The 19,022-nt window shown below is 62.3% G+C and carries 16 protein-coding genes; 6 read left to right on the forward strand and 10 right to left on the reverse strand.

The window, feature by feature from the left end; genetic code table 11:
- The 6 genes from M2401_RS29080 to M2401_RS29105 form a co-directional block, all read right to left on the reverse strand.
- Positions 1–876 (reverse strand): ABC transporter permease, encoded by an 876-nt coding sequence (locus M2401_RS29080; RefSeq protein ID WP_259109127.1) that lies wholly within the window; start codon positions 874–876, stop codon positions 1–3.
- On the reverse strand, positions 873–1,829 hold the full coding sequence (locus M2401_RS29085) for an ABC transporter permease (RefSeq protein WP_259109129.1): 957 nt from the start codon (positions 1,827–1,829) through the stop codon (positions 873–875). Before M2401_RS29085 ends, M2401_RS29080 begins: the two co-directional genes overlap by 4 nt.
- A gap of 34 nt (positions 1,830–1,863) precedes the next feature.
- Positions 1,864–3,501, reverse strand: a complete 1,638-nt coding sequence (locus tag M2401_RS29090) for an ABC transporter substrate-binding protein (protein WP_259109137.1) — start codon at positions 3,499–3,501, stop codon at positions 1,864–1,866.
- Between the two features lie 82 nt (positions 3,502–3,583).
- Complete coding sequence (locus M2401_RS29095) at positions 3,584–4,858, reverse strand: FAD-binding oxidoreductase (protein ID WP_259109139.1); 1,275 nt, start codon at positions 4,856–4,858, stop codon at positions 3,584–3,586.
- Positions 4,859–4,913: 55 nt separating this feature from the next.
- On the reverse strand, positions 4,914–5,582 hold the full coding sequence (locus tag M2401_RS29100; protein WP_259109141.1) for a haloacid dehalogenase type II: 669 nt from the start codon (positions 5,580–5,582) through the stop codon (positions 4,914–4,916).
- Between the two features lie 440 nt (positions 5,583–6,022).
- Entirely contained in the window at positions 6,023–7,495 is a 1,473-nt protein-coding gene (locus M2401_RS29105) for an aldehyde dehydrogenase (RefSeq protein WP_259109149.1), read from the reverse strand.
- Between the two features lie 228 nt (positions 7,496–7,723).
- Here M2401_RS29105 and M2401_RS29110 point away from each other — a divergent pair, with 228 nt between their 5' ends.
- Positions 7,724–8,581, forward strand: coding sequence for a GNAT family N-acetyltransferase (locus M2401_RS29110; protein WP_259109151.1), 858 nt, complete (start codon positions 7,724–7,726; stop codon positions 8,579–8,581).
- 24 nt (positions 8,582–8,605) lie between these two features.
- On the forward strand, positions 8,606–9,319 hold the full coding sequence (locus M2401_RS29115) for a cupin domain-containing protein (protein WP_259109153.1): 714 nt from the start codon (positions 8,606–8,608) through the stop codon (positions 9,317–9,319).
- 360 nt (positions 9,320–9,679) lie between these two features.
- Here M2401_RS29115 and M2401_RS29120 read toward each other — a convergent pair whose 3' ends face one another.
- Positions 9,680–11,185, reverse strand: a complete 1,506-nt coding sequence (locus tag M2401_RS29120) for a HAMP domain-containing sensor histidine kinase (protein ID WP_259109155.1) — start codon at positions 11,183–11,185, stop codon at positions 9,680–9,682.
- Complete coding sequence (locus tag M2401_RS29125; RefSeq protein WP_259109157.1) at positions 11,182–11,898, reverse strand: response regulator transcription factor; 717 nt, start codon at positions 11,896–11,898, stop codon at positions 11,182–11,184. Before M2401_RS29125 ends, M2401_RS29120 begins: the two co-directional genes overlap by 4 nt.
- A gap of 319 nt (positions 11,899–12,217) precedes the next feature.
- Here M2401_RS29125 and msrB point away from each other — a divergent pair, with 319 nt between their 5' ends.
- The 3 genes from msrB to msrA are packed head-to-tail and all read left to right on the forward strand — an operon-like array spanning position 12,218 to position 15,394.
- Positions 12,218–12,733, forward strand: coding sequence for a peptide-methionine (R)-S-oxide reductase MsrB (gene msrB, locus M2401_RS29130; RefSeq protein ID WP_259109159.1), 516 nt, complete (start codon positions 12,218–12,220; stop codon positions 12,731–12,733).
- A 36-nt stretch (positions 12,734–12,769) separates the two neighbouring features.
- A complete protein-coding gene (locus M2401_RS29135) occupies positions 12,770–14,608 on the forward strand; it encodes a cytochrome c biogenesis protein DipZ (RefSeq protein WP_259109161.1) in 1,839 nt (612 codons plus the stop codon).
- Between the two features lie 60 nt (positions 14,609–14,668).
- Positions 14,669–15,394, forward strand: a complete 726-nt coding sequence (msrA, locus tag M2401_RS29140) for a peptide-methionine (S)-S-oxide reductase MsrA (RefSeq protein WP_259109163.1) — start codon at positions 14,669–14,671, stop codon at positions 15,392–15,394.
- A gap of 92 nt (positions 15,395–15,486) precedes the next feature.
- Here msrA and M2401_RS29145 read toward each other — a convergent pair whose 3' ends face one another.
- Both M2401_RS29145 and M2401_RS29150 read right to left on the reverse strand, forming a co-directional pair.
- Positions 15,487–15,783, reverse strand: coding sequence for a hypothetical protein (locus M2401_RS29145; protein ID WP_259109165.1), 297 nt, complete (start codon positions 15,781–15,783; stop codon positions 15,487–15,489).
- 156 nt (positions 15,784–15,939) lie between these two features.
- Positions 15,940–17,247: an Nramp family divalent metal transporter gene (locus M2401_RS29150; RefSeq protein ID WP_259109334.1), complete on the reverse strand. Its 1,308-nt coding sequence runs from the start codon at positions 17,245–17,247 to the stop codon at positions 15,940–15,942.
- 361 nt (positions 17,248–17,608) lie between these two features.
- Between M2401_RS29150 and M2401_RS29155 the strand changes: the two genes are divergently transcribed.
- Positions 17,609–19,021 carry an MFS transporter gene (locus M2401_RS29155; RefSeq protein WP_259109167.1) on the forward strand — a complete coding sequence of 471 codons (1,413 nt, stop codon included), beginning with the start codon at positions 17,609–17,611 and terminating at the stop codon, positions 19,019–19,021.
- Position 19,022: the final 1 nt, after the last annotated feature.

The following is a 19,022-nucleotide window of genomic DNA, read 5'->3' on the forward strand; positions in this document are numbered from 1 at the left end:
TCAATGCCCTCCCGAACGGCGACTGCGACGTGAGGAAATCCGGTCGATGAACAGGTTGACGCCAATGGTCAGGGTGCCGATGGCCAGGGCCGGAATCACCAGGGCCGGAGCGCCCTGATTGAGACCGCCGATATTTTCCCGTACCAGCGAGCCAAGGTCGGCATCCGGCGGTTGTACGCCCAGGCCGAGGAAACTCATGCCGCTGAGCAGCAGGACGATGAAACCAAAACGCAGGCCCAGGTCGGTGAGCACCGGGTTAATCATGTTCGGCAGGATTTCCACACAGGCGATATACAGGCGCCGCTCGCCACGGGTGCGGGCGACCTGCACGTACTCCAGGGCCTCGATGTTGACCGCCAGGCTGCGGGCAATACGGAAGGCGCCGGGCATGAAACTCAGCACCGCCGTACAAATCAGCAGCACCACCGAGGAGCCGAAGGCGGAGACCATGATCAGGGCGAGCATCTTGCTCGGAATTGAGATAAAGGCGTCCATGAATCGGCTGATGGCTTCGTCCAGCCATTTCGGCGCCATCACCGACAGCAGCGCACAGGTGGTCCCCAGACCACTGGCGAGGACGGCGGAAATCAGCGCCAGGCCAACGGTGAATCGGGCGCCGACCAGCACCCGGCTGAGCATGTCGCGGCCCAGGTAATCGGTGCCGAACGGCTGGGCCAGACTGAGCACGTCAAAGACGTTGTCCGACACCACTTCGCCCACCGGATGGGGCGCCAGCGAAGGCCCGAACAGCGCCACCAGCAGCCAGAAGAAACACATGACGGCGCCCAGCAGGCCGAGCCATGACGGGCCGTGAGAGATCTTGCCCAGGGCCAGGTCGGGAGTCGCCGGCGTCGATGTCACAATGAGTTTGTTCATTGGGTTCGCAGCCTCGGGTTGGAAAGAATGGCGCACAGGTCGGCCAGCAGAACCAGACCCAGATAGGCCGTGCAGAACAGCATGGTGCAGGCCTGAACCAGTGCGATATCACGGTTGGTCACGGCATCGACCATCAAACTGGCGATGCCGGGATAATTGAAAATGGTCTCGACGATCACCACTCCACCCAACAGGTACGACAGGCTCAACGCCACGGCGTTGGCAATCGGTCCGATGGCATTGGGCAAGGCATGGCGCAGGACAATCCGCACGGGGCTGACGCCCTTGAGCCGGGCCATTTCCACGTAGGGGCTGTCGAGTTGGTCGATCACCGCGGCACGGGTCATGCGTGCCATCTGCGCGACGATGACGAAACACAGGGTCATCACCGGCAGTGCGTAGGTACGCAGGAATTGCCAGGGCGAATGAATGTCGGCGGCATAGGACAAGGCTGACAGCCAGCCCAGATTGACGGCGAACACCAGCACCGCCAGGGTCGCCACCAGAAACTCCGGCACTGCAACCAGGGCCAGGGTGATGAAGCTCAGGATGCTGTCGATGCGCCCGCCCCGACCCATGGCCGAACCGATGCCCAGGGTCAGGGCCACCGGCACCGAAACCAGCGCGGTGACCGCGGCCAGCATCATGGTGTTGGGCACGCGGCCCGCCATCAGTTCGCTGACCGGCATGTCACTGGACACCGAATTGCCCAGGTCGCCGCTGAGCAGGCCCAGCAACCAATGCAGGTAACGCATCACACCCGGCTGATCCAGGCCCATCTTCACACGCAGTGCCGCCACCTGTTCGGGGGTCGAGAACTGCCCGAGGGCCTGCTGCGCCGCGTCTCCGGGGAGTACGGCAGTGATGGCGAAGACCACCATCGACACGATCAATAAGGTCACGATCGCCGCGCCGAAGCGCCTGCCGATCAGCCACAGTGTGTTGCTATTCATAGTCCTGCTCCGCATCACTCGGTTCGTGGCGCAATCACGCGTCCAGCCAGACCTGCTCGCTGAACATGTACCCCATGAAACCGCCCAGGGGGTTGCTGCTGTAGCCCTTGATACGCTGGTCGACACCGTCGATGTTGCTGATGAAGACCGGGATGCCGATGCCGCAGTTGTCGCTGACCAGAGTCTGCATGTCGGCGTACATCTTCGCGCGCTTGGCGTCGTCGGTTTCGCCACGGGCCAGCATCAGCAATTGGTCGAACTGCTCGTTCTTCCAGCCCGACTCATTCCACGGCGCGGTGGACTGGAAGAACTGCGAAAAGATCACGTCGGCATTGGGACGCGGGTTGATGTTGCCGAAGCTCAGCGGATGCTTCATCCAGTGGTTGGACCAGTAGCCGTCGCTGGGCACGCGGTTGACGTTCAGGTTCAGGCCCACGGACTTGGCCGATTGCTGCAACAGCACGGCGATGTCCACGGAACCGGTCGCGGCCGGAGAACAGACCACCGGCATGCTGATCTTTTCCATGCCGGCTTTCTTGAGCAGGAATTTGGCTTTTTCCGGATCGTAGGCGCGTTGCGGCAGATCGGCGTTGTGATAGCGCGAGCCCGGTGCAATCGGATGATCATTACCGACCACCGCGTAGCCACGGAACACCGCCGATTTGACCTGTTCGCGGTCCAGCAGGTACTTCATGGCCTGAGTGAAGTCGGCGTTCTGCCCTGGCATCTGGTCCTGGCGGATGATCAGGTCGGTGTAGTTGCCCGACGGCGCATCCACCACCCGGTGCCCGGCACTGGCGGAAATACGCTGGGTCGAACGCGGGTTGACCTCGTTGATCATATGCACGTCGCCGGACAGCAAGGCGTTGACCCGGGACGGCTCGTCGCCGATGGCGATGAATTCGATCTCGTCCAGGTACGGCAGGCCCGGCTTCCAGTAGCCCGGGTTGCGCACGCTGACCGAGCGCACGCCCGGCTTGAATTCCTTGACCTTGAACGGCCCGGTGCCGACGCCCAGATTGAAGTCGGTGGTGCCTTCGGGAACGATCAACAGGTGCGACACGGCAAGGATCGACGGCAGCTCGGCATTGGGTGCTGTCAGGGTGATCTGCACTTCCAGCGGGCCAGTGGCCTTGACCTCGGCGAACTGGGCCATCAGCGGCATGACCTTCGAGCCGGTGGCCGGGTCCTTGTGACGATTGAGGGAGAACACCACGTCGGCGGCGCTCAAGCCCTTGCCGTTGTGGAAAGTGATGTCCTTGCGCAGGGTGATGGTCCAGACCGTGGCCTTGTCGTTATCGATGCGCTCGGCCAGCTCCAGTTGCGGGACCAGGTGGCTGTCAAAACGGGTCAGACCGTTGTAGAACATGAAGTGACGCACGTAGTCGGTGGACAGCGCGCCCTTGGCCGGGTCCAGGGTGTCGGCAGTGGAGCTGGACATGCCCGCAACCCGGATGCGCCCGCCCGGCTTGCCCTTGAGCGGTGTGGCCGCGTCATCGGCAAAGACTTTGCCTGCGGCCCCGAACAGGCTGCCCGCGCCCGCCGCAGCGACCCCGGCAACCCCCAACATACGCAACGCATCGCGGCGCGACAGGCCACGATTGAGTCCTTCAAACACGCGCAGGCTTTCTTCGCCTGAAATCAGTTGGGGTTCGACTTTCTTGTCAGCCATATCAGTTCTACCTGTCGAAAATGGAGATGCCCGGTTGACCGGAGTGTCCTTGAAGCGCAAACGACAACGGTGAAGCAAAAAATCAGTAGCGGCTGTCCTGGTAGCGATAGTAGGCGCCGACCAGAGGCAGGAACCACGGTGTGCCGAAATGGCCGGGGACCGCAGGCCAGTCAAGTTCGCGCCAGGGATTGGCGTGGGTGTTGCCGTCCATGACGTCGGCCATGACCTTGCCCATGTGCACCGACATCTGCACACCATGACCGCTGTAACCCATCGAGTAGAAAATCCCGTCGTGCTCACCGGCACGGGGCAGACGGTCGGACGTCATGTCCACCAGGCCGCCCCAGCAGTAGTCGATGCGGGTATCGGCCAGTTGCGGGAACATCTGGCTCATGGCCGCCTGCAACACTGCGCCGCTCTTGGTATCGGAGCTGCCGCCGGACATGGCGAATCGGGCGCGACCGCCGAACAGCAGGCGGTTGTCCGGGGTCAGGCGGAAGTAGTTACCGATCAGGCGACTGGTGACATAGGATCGTTGCCGGGTGAACAGTTGCTCGGTCAGCGCTTCGGGCAATACCTCGGTGGCGACCACGAAACTGCCTACCGGCACGATGCGGCGGCGATACCAGCCGGGACCGCCGTGCTGGCAGGCGCCAGTGGCCAGCAGAATCTGCTTCGCCTGGATCGAGCCCTTGGCGGTGTTGACCTGATAACCGCCTTTATTAGCTTTCCAGTCTTTCACCGCGGCGTTCTCGTAGATCAGTGCACCATGCCGCACAGCAGCTTCAGCCAGGCCGACGCCGAAGCGACCGACGTGGATCTGTACGCCGTTGCGTTGCAGCAAACCGCCATGGAACTCATTGGAGCCGACTTCGGCACGGGCCTGGGCCGCCGTCAGCAACTCGACGTCGGCGTCCACCTCCCGACGAATCAGCTCACAGGTTCGGGCCATGCCCTCGTAGTGCATCGGTTTGGCCGCCAGCTTGAGCTTGCCGTTACGCTTGAGATCGCAGGCAATGTCTTCTTCCTCGACCAGGCTGACCACGCTCTGCACCGCACTCTCGTAAGCCCGATAAAATTCCCGGGCCTTGTCCGGCCCCAAGCTGGCGCTGAGTGCCGAATAATCCTGGGCGACCCCGGTATTGCACTGGCCGCCGTTGCGCCCGGAGGCTTCACCTATTACCCGTCCGGCTTCCAGTACCGCCACACTGGCACCCTTGAGGGCCAAAGCGCGCGCCGCCGCGAGCCCGGTAAAGCCGCCACCGACGATCACGACGTCCACCTGCCCGGCTACCGCGCCCGTCTGGGCGCCGGTAAAGACCGGTGCGGTATCAAGCCAGTAGGATTCATTGCGCATTTCGTTCCCCTTCGTTACTCAGTCATGCGGGCCTGGAAAGTGCCGGATGGGTTGCTTACAGGCCGACCAGCGCCGCCAGGCCGCCGATGTCCGGAATCTGCCGGTAGCCGTAGAACTCGTTGGCCGGCACTTCATGGCCACGGGCGACGAAGGCCTTGTTCTTGATCTTCATGTCGTGGGCCGGGAACAGGTCGTAGCGGAAGCTCGACGACACATGAAGGATGTCTTGCGGGCCACAACCGAGGTTGTCGAGCATGAACTCAAACGCGGCCAGGCGTGGCTTGTAGGCTTGCGCCTGTTCTGCGGTGAAAACCTTGTGGAAAGGCGCGCCGAGCTTGTCGACGTTGGACATGATCTGACTGTCGCTGGCGTTGGAGAAAATCACCAGGGGGATCTTGTCGGCGATCTTCGACAGACCTGCCGGTACGTCGGCATGAGGGCCCCAGGTCGGCACAGCGTCGTAGTAGAGCTGGCCTTCTTCGCGGTATTCAACGCCCCAACGCTTGCAGGTGCGGGCCAGGGCAGTCTTGAGAATCTCGTCATAAGGCATCCAGTCTCCCATGACCTGATCCAGGCGATACGCCGAGAAATCCTTGACGAACTGGTCCATCTGCTCGGCGGGCACACGGTCGGCGAACAGCTCGCGGGTCATGGTGCCCATATGGAAGTTGGTCAGCGTACCGTAGCAGTCGAACGTAATGAATTTAGGTCGAAGAAAGCTCATTTTGTGCGGTCCTGAAAGTATGTTTGGGTCATGGTCCGGCGGGCTGCCGGAACCGTGATTGCAACGCTGCAACACACCTTCATTACAACACCGTGAAATCAGCAGATGGCGTTAAAAGCGCGGGCTGGTTGGTAGAAACAGCCGTTTTGCAGGCCGCCCTCAGCAGACTTTGCGGGGCGCTCCAGCCTTGGGCAAAGCCCTTATTCATGCGCTTTTATGGATCCTTTCGCGGGCTTTTCGCTCAAGGACCGGGGTTTGCGCCGCAGAACCTGCTCCGGCGCGCAATGAAAAACGGGCGCCATCCAGAGGAGACGCCCGCCGTGTGCAGAAGACTGTCGTTGCAGCGAGGCTTGCCCGCGAAAGCCATACTCCAGATTCAAAAATATATCGGCTGCCCCTGCCCCTTCACGGGCGAGTCTTGCCCCCACAATGCGACGCTGTCAGGCACCGATATCGATCAGCACACTCTTGAAGCGCAGGTTGGCCTCGAACGCTTCGCGCCCCAGGTCCTTGCCGATGCCCGAACGCTTGTAGCCGCCGGTGGGCAGGATGTAGTCGTTGCTGCGGCCGTAGCGGTTGACCCACACCGTGCCCGCTTCCAGCCGGCGAATCAGGCGCAGGGCGCGGTTGAGGTCGGCGGTGTGCACACCTGCGGCCAGGCCATAGGTGTCGTGCCCGGCCAGTTCCAGGGCCTGTTCTTCGTCATCGAAGGCCTGGATGGTCAGTACCGGGCCGAAGATTTCTTCCCGCACAGCCGGGTTTTGGCTGTCCACGCCCGTCAACAGGGTCGGTTGGTAATAGGCCCCGCCGAGACCTTCGAACAACCCGCCACCGGCCAGCACTTCGGCACCGGCCTGGCGCGAGCGTTGAACAATGCCGTCGATGCGACTGGCCTGCAGGCGGGAAATGATCGGCGGCAACGTGCTGTCCGACGCCCAGGTCGGGCCGGGTTTGAGGGCATTGAAGAAGCCCTGCAAATGCTCGATGAACGGCGCCATGATCGACCGCTGGATAATCAGTCGCGAGCCCGACACGCAGACCTGCCCGGCATTGCCGGTAATCGCCAGGGCCACCGTGCGCGCGGTCTTGACCAGGTCCGGCACATCGGCGAATACCAGCTGCGGGCTCTTGCCACCCAGCTCCAGCGTCACCGGTTTCGGGCCGATCAGCGCGCAGGTCGACATGATGCTCGAGCCAGTTGCAGTGGAACCGGTAAAGGTCACTTTCGCCACACGCGGATGACGGCACAAGGCATCGCCAGTCACCCGGCCATCGCCCTGCACCACGTTGAAGATCCCGGCCGGCATGCCCGCCTGCACGGCCAGCTCGGCAAAGCGCAGGCTGGAAAATGGCGTCAGCTCAGACGGTTTGAGCACCACTGCGTTCCCCGCCGCCAGGGCCGGAGCGACTTTCCATGAGGCCATGCTCAGGGGGAAGTTCCACGGTGCAATGGCGGCGATGACACCGTAGGGCTCAGCGATCTGCATGCCCAGACGGTCGCTCTGGGTCGCGGCCACTTCGCCGCCATGCTTGTCCGCCAGTTCGGCGAAGAAACGAATGCCTTCGGCGACATAAGGAATGTCCCAGGCCAGCACATCCTTGTGCGGTCGCGTCGAGCCCACGGCTTCCAGCGGTGCCAGGATCTGGCCGTCGGCTTCGATCAGATCAGCCCAGCGGCGCATCACCCGAGCGCGCTCGCGCGGTGGTCGACTCGCCCAGTCGCTGGTCCTGAAGGCCTGCCAGGCGTTGCTCACGGCCTCGTCCACCAGGTCGGCATCGGCGATCGGCAGTCCGGCGTAGACCTGGCCATCAGACGGCCGCGAGACCTCCATGCCAGCCTGGGCATCCCGGTATTGCCCGGCAATGAAATGAGCGCCGCGCACCGCGACAAGACGAGGATCGAAGCTATCCATGAAGGACTCCAGCCAGTGAAAAGCGAGGCCTCCATGCTAGAAAAAATCCCCAAGCATTTGCTGCCGACCTTGCCGGGCAATTAAGCAGTTACTGTGGTCGTGGCAGCGGTGAATTGGTGAATCTACCGAATCGCTGCGCGCCCCTTGCCAGTCTTTTCAGCAGGTGGGATACAGCACTCCAGTGCAAGAACCTTAAAGCCTGTGCATGCCTTTGAATGGAGACCCGCCATGTCGGTTTCGCAACCTCCCGCTTATGTCTATCGCCCCATGACTGCTGATGACGTCGGCAACGCTCACGGCCTTTCGGTGGCCCTGAAATGGCCGCATCGCCTGGAAGACTGGGCCATGCTGCAACGCGTCGCCCAAGGCTTCGTCGCTGAAGACAATGGCAGATTGATCGGCAGCTCGTTCGCCTGTCATCAGGGTGAGTTCTCCACCATCGGCCTGGTCATCGTCAGCGATGACTATCAAGGCAAAGGCATCGGTCGTCGCTTGATGGATCTGGCGTTGGCTACCGCTGTGCCACGGACCGCCATTCTCAATGCCACCCAGGCCGGTGCGCCGCTCTACGAGAAGATGGGCTTCAAGTCCTTCGGTGAAATCCAGCAGCGCCAGGGCCAGGCACCCTCGCTGCTGCCCATGCCACTCAAGGCAGGCAACCATTGCCGCAACCTGACCGACGCCGACAGCGCGCGCCTGATCGAACTGGCCAATGCCGGCAGTGGCCTGGATCGCAGCAGCGTCCTCGCCGATGTCCTGCCGGGCATCGAACGCGGCATCGGTATCGAGCGCGATGGCCTGCTGCGCGCCTTCGCCCTGCTGCGCCCGTTCGGTCGTGGCCTGTGCATCGGCCCGGTACTGGCCGAGAACGCCGATCAGGCCCGGCACATGATCGAAGAACTGTTGAGCAAGGTGCCCTACGCCTTTGTCCGCATCGATATTCCGGCCGACTGCGGCCTGACGCACTGGCTGGAAGACATCGGCCTCAAGCGCGTCGACAGCGTTACCCCGATGAGCCTTGGCCCAGTGCCTGCGGCCGCAGATGGCGTGCAGCAGTTTGCCCTGGTCACCCAGGCCATCGGCTGATTCATTTTTCCGGAGAGATTGCCCATGTCCCAAGCCACCGTCCTGCTGCTGGCCCGTGCCGATAACAGCCCCGTAGACACCCCGTTCAGCCAGGGCCGTCTGAGTGCCAACGATCCATTCGCCGAGCAGCGCCAGACCGCCTTTACCGACGATCAGGGCATCGCTGCCGGAATCGTCCGCGCCAGCGGTGCATTGACGCTCAAGGATTATCCCTACACCGAGATGCTGGTGGTGCACCGTGGCCTGGTCACCCTGACCACTGCCGACCGCAGCATCAGCCTCGAACCGGGCCAGAGCGCGGTGATCGGTCGCGGCACCGCCGTGCAACTCAATGCCCAGCACGACAGCCTGTGGGCATTCTGCGCCGCGACCCAGGCCAGCGGCCCGGACAAATCCGCCGTCGCCCTGATCGATCATCGCGCCGTGCTGGCGCCCTCGGCCGCACCGGAAGAGGCGATCCTGATCGGGCCGACGCCGCAGTGCCGCGCCAATAATATTTTCGAAGACACCGCCAGCCCGCTACGGATCGGCGTCTGGGACTCGACGCCCTACGCGCGCCACGCCCGGGCGCACAAGGTCCACGAACTGATGCACCTGCTCGAAGGTGAGGTCGAACTGAGCGTGGACAATGGCCCGAGCCTGCTGGTCAAGCCTGGCGATACGGTGTTCCTGCCCCAGGGCACGCCCTGCGCCTGGACCAGCAAGGTGTATGTGCGCAAGTACTACGTGGTCAATTGAGCGAAGGGCTGATCAGAAAACGATCACCTCCACCCAGACCATGCTCCCTGTGCCCTGCATAAAGTTATCCACAGACATGTCCACGTATTTCGTGGACAACCTTGGACGATAAGCTGCTGAATTGCTGTGGTTTCTAATGCGCAGGGGAAGTTACTTGAAAGCAAATTGTGGGAGCGAATTCATTCGCGAAAGCGGTGTTCCAAGCGATGAAGATGCGTCGAATGTACCGGCCTCTTCGCGAATGAATTTGCTCCCACAGATTTGCTCCCTGTCTCGGTTAGGGTTTGCTGCGTGACAGCGCGACGTCGTAGATGGGGCGGGATATCCCACAATAATTAGCCATATCCATCCAGAAAGTCGTTAACTCTTCAGCAAGTCAACTGCCAACGCCTCCTCCACTGGCAAGGCAAACTGAAAGGTCGCGCCCTGCCCTTCGATATCCAGCAGCTCAATCTTCAAGCCGTGCAGCTGCAGAATGCGGTGGCAGATGCGCAAGCCCAGCCCGCCATCACGGCGCGCGCCACCGATATTGAACGGGCGCAGGAATACGCTTTCGCGCAATTGCGGGGCGATGCCGGGGCCGCTGTCGCTGACCGTGACGTCAACGTAACGCCCCTGGAGCGCCAGGGCCACGCGCACGTCACCGCCCACCGGGGTATGGCGCAGGGCATTGTCCAGCAGGTTGGTCAGCACTCGCTCGATGAGGCCGAGGTCGGCGAACACCCCCGGCACCGAGGGCGCGAACAGCGGTGTGAGGCTGATGGAGCGGGCTTCGGCGGTCAGTTCGAATTTCTGGAACACGTCCTGAACCAGATCGGTCAGAAAAAACCGCTCCAGCACCGGCTCGACGAAACCATGCTCCAGACGCACCAGTTCCAGCAGCGACTGGGCCAGACCACCGACCTTGCGGCTCTGATCCAGGGCAATGCCCAAATAGCGGCGGCGCTCTTCGGCGGTCAGGGAAGCGTCCTTCATCGACAGCACTTCCAGATAGCCGTGCAACGAGGCCAGGGGCGTGCGCAGGTCGTGGGAAATATTGGCCACCAGTTCGCGGCGTTCCTGATCCTGGCGGGTCAGGCTGCGCCACTGCTCGTTTAAGCGGCCCTGCATCTGCCGGAAGGCACCATCGAGCACGGCGATTTCATCCTGACTGCCGTCCTTGGCCACAGGCTCCGCACGGCTCGGTGGCGCTGTCGGCGCGGGAGCGGGAACGCCATCGATATCGAAGGCTGCGACCGATTCGGTCAGGTGCCGCAGTGGCCGGGTGATCAGGCGAAAGGCCGTCAGACCGGCGACCAGACAGAGCAAGGCAATCAAGGCAATGGCCCACAGCGCCGTGTTCAGCGCCTCACTGGTGGCGCCGCGCTCGGCCAGTCGATCATGAGCCTCACCCAACAAGACAACATAGAGGAAGCCTGCCGGTTGCCCGGCGACCATCAGCGGCGCGGCGCTGAACACCTTGCGCGCCGTGGCGCTGCGCGGGTCATCGCCAAGGATCGGCAATGGCTCGTCGGCGAACAGACGCCGTAGCGGTGCCAGATCGACCCGGTCACGGAGCAGATGATCCTTGGGCGCGGCGTCACCGACGATGCGCCCTTCCTTGTCCAGCAGATACACCTCGACGCTGGGGTTGACCAGCATCAACTGACTGAACAGCTCGCGCACGGCATCGGGCTTGAGGCCGTTGGCGTCCATCAGCTGCGTGTCCCTGGCGATATGCCGGGCCAGATCACGGGACAGGCCCTGCACCACTTCCAGCTCATGCATGCGACTTGAGCGCACCTGCAACCACACCGAGGTGCCGCAGCACACCAGCAGCAACAGGGCGAAGACCACCGACAGGCGTTGGCTCAGGGTCAGGCTCACGAGGTCTCTCCCGCCATGGCGAACTTGTAGCCCCGGCCCCAGACCGTGAGGATACGCAGGGGCTGCGCAGGATCGGCCTCGATCTTGGCGCGCAGGCGATTGATATGGGTGTTGACCGTGTGCTCGTAGCCTTCGTGGTTATAGCCCCAGACAGAGTTGAGCAGGTCCAGGCGCGAGAACACCTTGCCCGGTTCACGGGCGAAGAAATACAGCAGGTCGAATTCCCGTGGCGTGAGCTCAAGCAGGCGGCCGTCGAGCTTGACCTCACGGGTCACCGGATTGATGAACAGCCCGTCGTGGGCCAGGCTGCCGTTATCCAGATGCAGGTTGCGGCTCATGGCATCGACCCGGCGCAGCAACGCCTTGACCCGCGCCACCAGTTCCATCATCGAGAAGGGTTTGGCCAGGTAATCGTCGGCGCCCAGCTCCAGGCCCAGGATGCGGTGCATCTCGCTGGAACGGGCACTGGTGATGATGATCGGCGTATAGCGCGTCATGGCCCGGGCCCGACGGCAGATCTCCAGGCCGTCGACGCCTGGCAGCATCAGATCGAGGATCAACGCATCCCAACCGCCCTGCTCCAAAAGCCGCAGGCCTTCGTTGCCGTCGGCGCTGTGGACCACCTCGAAGTGCTCGTCACGCAGATGCAGCACGATCAGGTCAGCGATATGTCGGTCGTCTTCGACGACGAGGACGCGTTTGGGGGAATCCATCTGTTATTTACCCTTATCAACAAAATATAACCCGCTGAAATACAGAGGCTTTTGTGGGAGCGAATTCATTCGCGAAAGCGGTATGTCAGACGATAAAACTGCACCGGATGTACTTGCGCTTTTCGCGAATGAATTCGCTCCCACAACGCCCGCGTCCACACTGCCTGGTGACCGCTACTTGATCGCGGCGTACCAGCCATTGTGCGGCTTTTCCCACCACCGAGTTATCACGAATTGTTTAACTCTGCGTGAGGATTTGACGATCCGCCAGCCCTTAACCTGCCCTCATTGAAGTTGAGCAGGCAAAGCGGAGGTCGGCATGCTTTCACGTAGACAATTTATCTGGATCGGCGGCAGCGTCGGGGTTGCGGCGCTGGCGGGCAGTCTGCTGCCGTCCCTGGCCAACAGCGCCAGCCAGGTGCCGCAGGATTCGGGCGTGGGCACCTTCGAAGTGAGCCACGATGATGCCCAGTGGCGCGAGCTGCTCAGCGCCGATCAGTATCAGGTGCTGCGCCATGAAAATACCGAGCGCCCTTACAGCAGTCCGCTGAATGCCGAGCACCGGAACGGCACCTTTGCCTGCGCCGGTTGCCAGCTGCAGCTGTTTTCCTCCGCGACCAAGTTCGACAGTCATACCGGCTGGCCGAGCTTCTGGCAGCCCCTGGATCAGGCGGTGGCCGTGCGCACCGACACCTCCTTTGGCGTGTTGCGCAAGGAAGTCCACTGCCGTCGTTGCGGCGGGCATCTGGGCCATGTGTTCACCGACGGCCCGAAACCCACCGGCCTGCGCTACTGCATGAACGGCGTCGCCATGAACTTTGACCCGGCGGCCTGATCGCCTCCCTCTCTGACCTTTTCCAGGACGAGTCCTATGTTGCTGCTGATCCTTGCTTATCTGGGCGGTGTGCTGACCATCGTCAGCCCCTGCATCCTGCCGGTCCTGCCGTTTGTCTTTGCCCGTACGGGGCAGCCCTTCGTGCGCAGCGGCCTGCCGCTGCTGGCGGGCATGGCCCTGACCTTCGCTCTGGTCGCCTCCCTGGCGGCGGTGGGGGGTGGCTGGGTGGTGCAGCTCAATCAATACGGTCGCGGCCTGGCCCTGGTGTTCGTCGCGCTATTTGGCCTGACCCTGCTGCTGCCGAAACTGGCCGAACGTCTGACCCGGCCTCTGGTTGCGGCGGGCAGCCGCCTGTCCGAAGCGGCAGGCAACGATGCCCGGCCACGTCCTGGCGCCTCGTTCCTGATCGGCGTCGCCACGGGCCTGTTATGGGCACCCTGTGCCGGGCCGATCCTTGGTCTGGTGCTGACCGGCGCGGCCCTGCAGGGCGCCAGCATCGGCACCACCCTGTTGCTGCTGGCCTATGCCGCAGGTGCCGCGACGTCCCTGGCCGTCGCCCTGCTGCTGGGTGGCAAAGTCTTCGCCGCGATGAAACGCTCGATCGGCGCCGGTGAGTGGATGCGCCGGGTGCTTGGCGGCGCCATGCTCGCCGGGGTTGCGGCCATCGCTCTGGGTCTGGATACGGGCATTCTGGCGCGCTTTTCCAGCGGCTCTACGGGCAGTCTGGAGCAGGTACTGGTGGGCAAGCTGGCCGGGGACAAGAGTGGCGGCGCGATGATGGCGCAGAACAGTGGAGCCATGATGGCGCAAGATTCCGGGGCTATGAAAGCTCAAGACAATGCCTCCGGCGCGATGATGGCGTCGTCGGCCATGATGATGAAGGCCGTGGACAAACAACCGGCCAGCCTGCCCGTGGAAGGTCAGTTGCCCTCCCTCGACGGTGCCGTGCAGTGGCTGAACTCCACGCCCCTGAGCGCCGCCCAGCTCAAAGGCAAAGTGGTGCTGGTGGATTTCTGGACCTACTCCTGCATCAACTGCCTGCGCACCCTGCCCTACGTCAAGGCCTGGGCCGAGAAGTATCACGACCAGGGCCTGGTGGTGATCGGTGTGCATGCGCCGGAATTCGCCTTCGAGCGTGACGTCAACAACGTCAGCAAGGCGATGCGTGACCTGGGCATCAATTACCCGGTCGCCTTGGACAATGACTACAAGATCTGGCGCTCCTTCGATAATCAGTACTGGCCCGCCCACTACTTCGCCGACGCCCAGGGCCGCATCCGCTATCACCACTTTGGCGAAGGCGCCTATGCCGAGTCCGAACAGGTCATCCAGCAACTGCTGCGCGAAGCTGGCGCCGGCAAGGTGGTCAGTGATGTGATCGATATCAACGGCCAGGGCGTGCAACAGGCCGCCGACCTGCGCGATGTGCGCTCGCCGGAAACCTATGTCGGCTACGAGCGCGCCGCCCAGTTCGCCTCCCCGGGCGGCGCCCAACCGGATCGTCTGGCCCAGTACCAGCTGCCGGGCAAACCGGCGTTGAACGACTGGGGTCTGGAAGGCCGATGGAATATCGGCTCGGAACAGGCGTCTCTCAACAGCGCGACCGGCAAGATTGCCTATCGCTTCCACGCCCGTGACCTGCACCTGGTGCTGGGCCCCGGCGCGGATGGCAAGCCGGTGCGCTTCATGGTCACCGTCGACGGCAAGGCGCCCGGCGCCGCCCACGGCATGGACGTGGCGCCTGATGGCAGCGGCCAGGTCAAGGAACAACGGCTGTATCAACTGGTGCGCCAACCCGGCGACGTCGCCGATCACACCTTCACCATCGAATTCCTCGATGCCGGTGTAGCGGCCTACGCCTTTACTTTCGGCTGATCGAAGCCAATCATCGGCACCTGAAAGACGGGTGCCGCTTTGCAGATTCAGGAGACTTCCATGAACCACGACAAGACTGTTTCCCCCTTCAACTGGCGCCGCGGCCTGCTGAGCATCGGCACTGGTCTGCTCTTGCTGCAAACCGCCGCCTGTTCCTTTGCCGGCTCCGAAGATGCCGTAGTGATTGCCCCGCCCGTGCAGGATGAAGTGGTCAGCAACGGCGGCGAAGAGACAGCGGTGTTTGCCGGTGGCTGTTTCTGGGGCGTGCAGGGCGTGTTCCAACACGTCAAGGGCGTGAAGAATGCGGTGTCCGGCTATACCGGGGGTGCGGCCACTACCGCGCAGTACGAGCAGGTCGGCGACGGCAATACCGGCCATGCCGAATCGGTACAGGTGACCTTCGACCCGAGCCAGGTCAGCTACGGCAAGCTGTTGCAGATCTTCTTCTCGGTAGCCCACAACCCTACCGAACTGAATCGGCAGGGCCCGGACAGCGGCACGCAATACCGCTCGGCGCTGTTCCCGCAAAGCCCGGCCCAGGAAAAAGTCGCCCAGGCTTACATCGCCCAGCTCGATGCCGCGCACTCGTTCAGCCAGCCGATCGTGACCAGGGTGGAAACCGGCAAGAGTTTCTACCCGGCCGAGTCCTACCACCAGAACTTCCTGACCCTGCACCCGAACCATCCGTACATCGTGGTCAACGACCTGCCCAAGGTCGACCAGTTGCACAAACTGTTTGACGGGCAGTACAGCAATGAGCCGGTATTGGTAAAGAACACGTTGTAATCACCGGACACATACAGGACCGTAGGAGCGGCTTCAGCCGCGAGCGCGCTCTCCCGGCTAAAGCCGGTCCTACAGGTCAGGTACCGAAGGCGCTAGACCAACAACTCTTCGTAAAACGCCCCGTAACCCTGAGCCTTGTTCAGCATCGCGATGTTGTCGTCCAGTGCAGCCTGGCGCCGGGCGATTTCCGCCCGTGCCGCTTCGATTCGCAGGCGGCCGTGTTCGATGGCCTGCTCCCGTGAGGCGAACAGGCAATCAGGCAGATACCACTTGCCCTTGGCGGTACGCTCGTGTTGCCCGGACCCCGTGGTGCCCACCAGTTCCACCTTGACCACGGCGAAGGTGCGGGTCAGCAACCAGGCTGTATAGGGGTAGATACGCCCTGACATATCGGGCCTCCCAGTCATTGCGTGAACAGTCGGCGGCCGCTGCCAGCGGCGCCGTCGAGGTCTCCATGATAACTATCGCTATATACAAAACAATATAGCGATGAGCGAAAGATGCTCTGGCCCGATGTCCGGGCCAGAGAAATAACGATTGAAAGGTCAGTTAATCCAGAAGAACAGCAACGCCAGGTTCGCCGCCGAAATCAGCCCGAACAGGCTCCAGGCCAGGATCCGCACCCAGGCGCTATTGACGAATGGCCCCATCAGTTCGCGGTCGCTGGTGAAGCGGATCAGTGGCCAGAGAGCAAACGGCAGTTGCAGGCTGAGCACCACCTGGCTCAGGACCAGCATCTTGCCCACCGCGCCATCGCCGAGCCAGATCACCCCGATCAGCGCCGGAATCAGGGCCAGGGCACGAGTGATCAAGCGGCGTTGCCAACACGGGATCTTGGCGTGGAGGAAACCCTCGAGCACCACCTGGCCGGCGATGGTCCCGGTAAAGGTCGAGCTCTGCCCCGCCGCCAGCAGCGCCACGCCGAACAACACACTGGCCAGGGTCCCGCCCACCAGTGGGTCGAGCAGATGGTAAGCGTCTTCGATTTCCACCACATCGGCATGCCCGCTGTGATGGAACGCGGCCGCCGCGAGGATCAGGATCGCCGCATTGATCAGCAGCGCGATGCTTAGCGAGCCGAGGGTGTCGAAACGGGCGAAGCGAATGGCGCTGGCCTTGCTCGCCTGATCACTGCCATTGACCCGGGTCTGCACCACCGAGGAATGCAGGTACAGGTTATGGGGCATGACCGTAGCCCCCAGAATACCGATGGCGATATACAGCGGCTCCTGCTGGCTGAGCACGTCCCAACTGGGTTTAAGGCCGGCGGCCACATCCGGCCAGAACGGCTTGATCAGGATCAGCTCCACCGTGAAACACGACGCAATGGTGACAATCAGACCGAGAATAATGGCTTCCAGACGGCGGAAATTGGCGCCCTGCAAGGCCAGCACGATGACGGTATCGAAGGCGGTCAGGGCCACGCCCACCGGGATGGACACTCCCAGCAACAAGTGAAAGGCCAGGGCTGCGCCGAGGACTTCGGCAAGGTCCGTGGCAAGGATCGACAGCTCCGCCAACAACCATTGTCCCTTGGCCACTTGCGGGCTGTAGCGCGATGCTGACAGTTGCGCCAGATCGCGCCCGGTTGCAATGCCCAGGCGCGAACAGAGATTCTGCAAAACCATGCCCGACAGGCTGGCCAACACCACCACGAACAACAACGAATAGCCGAACCGTGAACCGGCCTCGATGGCCGTCGCCCAGTTGCCGGGGTCCATATAGCCGATGGAAACCATCAGGCCAGGGCCAATAAACAACAGCATTTTGCGCAGCAACGACGCGTTGGCCGGGATGGCAATGCTGTCGGTGACGGCGGAGGGGCAGAACGGCGCGGTAGCGGTGGTGGGCAGTTTGTACTTCACGGGAACCCGGCGGGCAGAGGATTAAAGGAGGCATCTTAAAGATTCGTGACATGCCTTGATACATCATTGACTTGGATCGCTCGATGGTTGTGGGAGCCGCCTTGGTTGCGATCGAGTACGCAGCGCTCGCAAGGGGTCAGCGGCGGGTACACCGCCATCGCCAGCATGCCAACTCTTATAAAATCGCAGCTGCCGCAGTCCAGGGCGGGTACAGCAGATAATTTCTATAAATTATTTTTCAGCGCAATAAATCGTCGAGATTCCCGTCACATCAGCCCAATCCAGCAATTGCGACAAAATGTAAAAAAGCTACCATAGAGCCATCCTCAAAGTTCTGGAACATCTCCCCATGGTTTCGCTCTCCCCCGCTGCCGACGGCATCGACCTTTCGCGTGCGGCCCAGGTTTCGGCGCGCATCGACCGCCTGCCTGCGGTCGCGACTCTGTGGCGCCTGGTGGCACTGTTGTCCATTGGCGGCTTTTTCGAGCTGTATGACCTGTTCCAGACCGCCTATATCAGCCCCGGCCTGATTCGCGACGGCATTTTTGCCACCGGCAACCTCGGGGTGTTCGGTTTTTCCGATCAGGCCGCTTTCGCCTCGGCCACCTTCCTTGGCCTGTTTCTCGGCGCCAGCCTGCTAAGCCCGATTGCCGACCGCTTCGGCCGCCGGGCGATCTTCACCTTTGCCCTGATCTGGTACACCGTCGCCACCGTATTGATGGGCGTGCAGAGTTCGGCACTGGGCATCATCTGCATGCGCTTTCTGGTGGGCATTGGTCTGGGTATCGAACTGGTGACCATCGACACCTACCTGTCGGAACTGGTGCCCAAACGCATGCGCAGTTCGGCTTTTGCCTTTGCCTTTTTCGTGCAATTTCTTTCCGTACCCGCCGTCGCACTGATGTCCTGGTGGCTGGTACCTCAGACGCCGTTCGGCTATTCCGGCTGGCGTTGGGTGGTGATTGCCAGTGCGGTATTCGCCCTGTTTGTCTGGTGGTTGCGTGCGCGTCTGCCAGAGTCGCCACGCTGGCTGGCGCAACAGGGACGCTTCGCCGAGGCCGAGGGCATTCTCGACCGGCTTGAAGCCCGCTGCGTAAAAGAGCACGGCCAAGCCCTGGAAACCCCGGTGCCGGAAGCCGTGAGCATCGAAGGCCATGGCCGCTTCGCCGATATCTGGCAAGCGCCCTATCGCCGCCGCGCCGTGATGCTGATCGTGTTCCATGTGTTCCAGGCCATCGGTTTCTTTGGCTTTGGTAACTGGCTGCCCGCCCTGCTTTCGGGCCAAGGCGTCAGCGTCACCCACAGCCTGGGCTATGCCTTCGTGATTACTCTGGCGTACCCCTTGGGGCCGTTACTGTTCGTGCGTTATGCCAACCGTTTCGAAAACAAATGGCAGATCGTCGGCTCGGCCCTGGGCACCATGATCTTCGGCAGCCTGTTTGCCTTCCAGACCACCGCCACGGGCCTGATCGTCTGCGGGGTGATGATCACGTTCTGCAACGCCTGGTTGAGCTTTGCCTATCACTCGTACCAGAGCGAGCTGTTCCCGACCAATATCCGTGCCCGTGCGGTGGGTTTCTGTTACTCGTTCAGCCGTCTTTCAACCGTGTTCAGCAGTCTGCTGATCGGCTTTTTCCTTGACCATTTCGGAACGCCGGGGGTGCTGACGTTTATCGTCTGCAGCATGTTGATCGTGATGATCACCATCGGCCGCTTCGGCCCCCGCACGCGCAATCTGGCCCTGGAAAATATCGCTCACTAAG

The sequence above is a fragment of the Pseudomonas sp. JUb42 genome, assembly GCF_024807945.1.
Classification (GTDB): domain Bacteria; phylum Pseudomonadota; class Gammaproteobacteria; order Pseudomonadales; family Pseudomonadaceae; genus Aquipseudomonas.

Coding starts and splice junctions, on each gene's coding strand:
- M2401_RS29080 (WP_259109127.1), bottom strand. CDS start 876: ATGAACAAACTCATTGTGACATCGACGCCGGCGACTCCCGACCTGGCC.
- M2401_RS29085 (WP_259109129.1), bottom strand. CDS start 1,829: ATGAATAGCAACACACTGTGGCTGATCGGCAGGCGCTTCGGCGCGGCG.
- M2401_RS29090 (WP_259109137.1), bottom strand. CDS start 3,501: ATGGCTGACAAGAAAGTCGAACCCCAACTGATTTCAGGCGAAGAAAGC.
- M2401_RS29095 (WP_259109139.1), bottom strand. CDS start 4,858: ATGCGCAATGAATCCTACTGGCTTGATACCGCACCGGTCTTTACCGGC.
- M2401_RS29100 (WP_259109141.1), bottom strand. CDS start 5,582: ATGAGCTTTCTTCGACCTAAATTCATTACGTTCGACTGCTACGGTACG.
- M2401_RS29105 (WP_259109149.1), bottom strand. CDS start 7,495: ATGGATAGCTTCGATCCTCGTCTTGTCGCGGTGCGCGGCGCTCATTTC.
- M2401_RS29110 (WP_259109151.1), top strand. CDS start 7,724: ATGTCGGTTTCGCAACCTCCCGCTTATGTCTATCGCCCCATGACTGCT.
- M2401_RS29115 (WP_259109153.1), top strand. CDS start 8,606: ATGTCCCAAGCCACCGTCCTGCTGCTGGCCCGTGCCGATAACAGCCCC.
- M2401_RS29125 (WP_259109157.1), bottom strand. CDS start 11,898: ATGGATTCCCCCAAACGCGTCCTCGTCGTCGAAGACGACCGACATATC.
- msrB (WP_259109159.1), top strand. CDS start 12,218: ATGCTTTCACGTAGACAATTTATCTGGATCGGCGGCAGCGTCGGGGTT.
- M2401_RS29135 (WP_259109161.1), top strand. CDS start 12,770: ATGTTGCTGCTGATCCTTGCTTATCTGGGCGGTGTGCTGACCATCGTC.
- msrA (WP_259109163.1), top strand. CDS start 14,669: ATGAACCACGACAAGACTGTTTCCCCCTTCAACTGGCGCCGCGGCCTG.
- M2401_RS29145 (WP_259109165.1), bottom strand. CDS start 15,783: ATGTCAGGGCGTATCTACCCCTATACAGCCTGGTTGCTGACCCGCACC.
- M2401_RS29155 (WP_259109167.1), top strand. CDS start 17,609: ATGGTTTCGCTCTCCCCCGCTGCCGACGGCATCGACCTTTCGCGTGCG.